The organism is Sulfurivermis sp., from assembly GCF_059410345.1.
In genome coordinates, this window is the sequence record NZ_JBLJDO010000046.1 from 1 (window position 1) to 2,545 (window position 2,545).

Consider the following 2,545-nt stretch of genomic DNA (forward strand, 5'->3'; position numbering starts at 1 on the left):
CCATGGGACGCACAACGGTCATTTCAGGCGCGGGGAAGGAGTTCCCATACAAGGGCGAGGATTTCGCTTACATGCTCTTCCGCAAGCGGGACTGCTGCCAGGGGGCCTTTGGATTCTGATCGATGAAAAAGCCTGTGATGAAAATGCTGTTGCTTGTTCTGTTAGGTGCCATCGCATCCACTGGGTATGCGGCTGACAAGCACCTTGCTCTGCCAGAGATAAATGGCTATGGCGATGACGCAGTGGCGCGGCAGAAGTCGAGTCAGGCGATCGATGCTGCCAGTCAGGAGGCGCGCAATGGCGCGGTTCGTGACTTTCCCAAAATCAAGGTCCCATCTTCCGGCGTGGACATCGACCAGATCGCGGCCCGCTACAACCAGACAGCGCAGAAACCGGATGACGACAATCTCATGATCTTCGTCACCCTGGGCATGCCGGGCAAAGCTCTGATAAATCTGGCCAGACAAGCCGCGCGCACGCGTGCCGTGCTGGTCTTGCGAGGGGTCGAGGGCGGGCTCGCCAAGGGAAACTGGCCGCGTGCCATGGAGGCACTGAAGCCGATTGCCGAAACGGGTGCTTCCATCATCATCCACCCCGATTTATTCCGGGCATACAAGGTTGTTCAAGCACCCACGTTTGTCCTGACGACAGGACGGCAGGGCGAGGCCTGCCTGAACAACCTGAGAAAGGAATGCAGCCAGAGCCTGCGCGCTACTGGCGATGTCACCCTGGATTACGTGCTTGAGCGCTGGGCACAAGGCGGCAGTCCACTGGCCGCTGAAGCACAATCACGGCTGGCCATGCTGGAGTACCGGCCGTGAAGGCTTTACTGCTTCCACTGTGTCTGGTCTCAAGTGTGACCTGTGCCGACATGACCACGAACGATGCCTTCAATGAGGGCAACACCTTCGGCAAGGCGAATGTTGTGACAGCCAAGAGCAAGATCAGCACCACCACAGCAAGCGATGCCAACACGGGGGTGCCGAACTATACGGCCACCGATCCTGCTTCCAGCTACTACATGGGCGGCACAGGTAGCCTGACGGCGCCAGCCACCGCGGGGGTCACTGGCTGTACATCCACCGCAGGAACGGCAGATCCCGATCCACATACCCACGGGAAGTGCGAAGGCGTCAGGATGCTGATGAATGACCCTGGCAAGAAGAACGTGATGTTTCCGCTCAACTCCACAACCGACCCGCTGGTTGTCAAACGCAACACAGTGTCGGGCGATGCAGAGACATATCTCGGCAGCCTCATCGTGAACGGTGCGTATGCCGGATGCGCAGAAAAGACGGTCAAGGATCCAGACAAGTACCAGACGGAAACCTGTAATCAATACCTGACGGCAGGTGAGGAATCCTGCAATGAAATTCTGACGGTTTCGATTACGACATCTGAGTCTTGCGTACCAGGGACATGGTATGGCGGCTATTCATTGGGGATTCCGGTTTACGGCTGGGTAAATCAGGTCGACATCTACTGCGACATGAATCGTTCGGATGGAATGCTGAGACTGCGTTTCACTCCGATTGGGCTACACGGTGTTTGCAGTATCGGGTACCTGGATGTTCCAAAATCGCCATTCACCGTGGCAGATTCAGTTGGCTGGGGTGTAATTGGCCAGACATGCGACGGCGACGGAAACTGTTCCGATTCTTACGGCCCAGTCAATTATGAGTTGACCAGCATTCACAACTGGAAGGGAGCTTGCACCGTAACGAATTACATCGGATACGAACCAGGTTATGCCCAAGGGTGTGTCGGAGATACGTGTAATTTCACCTTCAGAGCACTGGATAGCCGCTGGGGCAATCAGGCTGTGGCGACTGGCGGTCCATTCACGCCGCCGAAGATAATCGTCACAGAAACGGACTCCTGGGATAACCAGTGTACGGCTCTGGAGGCCCGGCTTCCATGATGCCGCTTACCTTGATGCGGCTGATAGCCCGGCTACTCATCGTCACACTCCTGTTCCCCTTGCTCTCGTCTCCGGTGCTGGCAGGGGATGGCACCTGCACAAAGAATTCCAAGGTCTGCATCGAGGGGCCTGAAACGCGCCTGATCAGCGGCTATCCGGTGACTCGCGATTGCTGGAAATACGAAAGCAAGTACGACTGCATCTCCCAGAACTACGTGGACGATTGCGCGCCTCTAGCTGCGCAGGGGTGCGCGCAGATCGGCTCAAGCTGCGTGGAGTATGTGGACGGTGATCCAGCCAAGTGCTCGCTCTATGAGCAAACGTATCAATGCAAAGTGGCGGATGGCGAGTCTAAAACCATCACGGATTGTGGCGGACAGGCCTACTGCGTGGATGGCACGTGTTTCGATGCGGGCTACACGCCGGATGGTGATTTTGCGCTGGCGATCACCGGTATGGAGGCGCTGCGGCAGGCCGGCAACTACATGGACCCGGATACCCTGACGCTGTTCAACGGCAAGAACAGCAAATGCAGAGTGACGCTCGGGATTTTCAGTTGCTGCAAGACTAACTCGATGGGGAGCAATCAGAACAACAGCGACATGATGACCAGCATGGGCGCGA

Annotated in this window: 4 protein-coding genes; all 4 read left to right on the forward strand. The window is 56.9% G+C overall.

The window, feature by feature from the left end; all coding sequences use genetic code 11:
* Positions 1-119: TraU family protein (locus tag ACMV8A_RS15595; protein ID WP_495326805.1), on the forward strand; the 119-nt coding region annotated here is incomplete at its 5' end.
* 3 nt (positions 120-122) lie between these two features.
* Entirely contained in the window at positions 123-821 is a 699-nt protein-coding gene (locus tag ACMV8A_RS15600; RefSeq protein ID WP_495326802.1) for a type-F conjugative transfer system pilin assembly protein TrbC, read from the forward strand.
* A gap of 50 nt (positions 822-871) precedes the next feature.
* Entirely contained in the window at positions 872-1,921 is a 1,050-nt protein-coding gene (locus ACMV8A_RS15605) for a hypothetical protein (protein ID WP_495326803.1), read from the forward strand.
* On the forward strand, positions 1,918-2,545 hold a 628-nt coding region (gene traN / locus ACMV8A_RS15610; protein WP_495326804.1), incomplete at its 3' end, for a conjugal transfer protein TraN. The genes ACMV8A_RS15605 and traN, both read left to right, overlap by 4 nt.